The 286-nt window shown below is 56.3% G+C and carries 1 protein-coding gene; it reads left to right on the forward strand.

All coding sequences use genetic code 11. From position 1 onward, the window contains the following. On the forward strand, positions 1-286 hold a 286-nt coding region (locus tag P0G09_RS20700; protein WP_275253621.1), incomplete at both ends, for a TSUP family transporter.

Genomic DNA, 286 nt, shown 5'->3' on the forward strand with positions numbered 1-286 from the left:
GTGGCAAGCCTGGTGCCTTCCACCACCATGGGCAGCTTTTCGGTATTTACGACATTCCTGCTGGGCATTAAATTCATCGTCAAGCCCGTTATGACCACCAAAGACGCCATGCAGGGGGTCTCTGCGAAGAAGCGTGCCCTCCAGTCTATCGTCTGCGGTGTGGTCATCGGGATGATCTGCGGCTTTATCGGTGCCGGCGGCGGCATGATGATGCTGCTTATCCTGACCTGTGTCCTGGGCTACGAGCTCAAGACTGCCGTGGGCACCTGCGTGTTCATTTTGACTT

It is taken from the genome of Faecalibacterium sp. DFI.5.82, assembly GCF_029076575.1.
GTDB lineage: Bacteria > Bacillota > Clostridia > Oscillospirales > Ruminococcaceae > Faecalibacterium > Faecalibacterium duncaniae.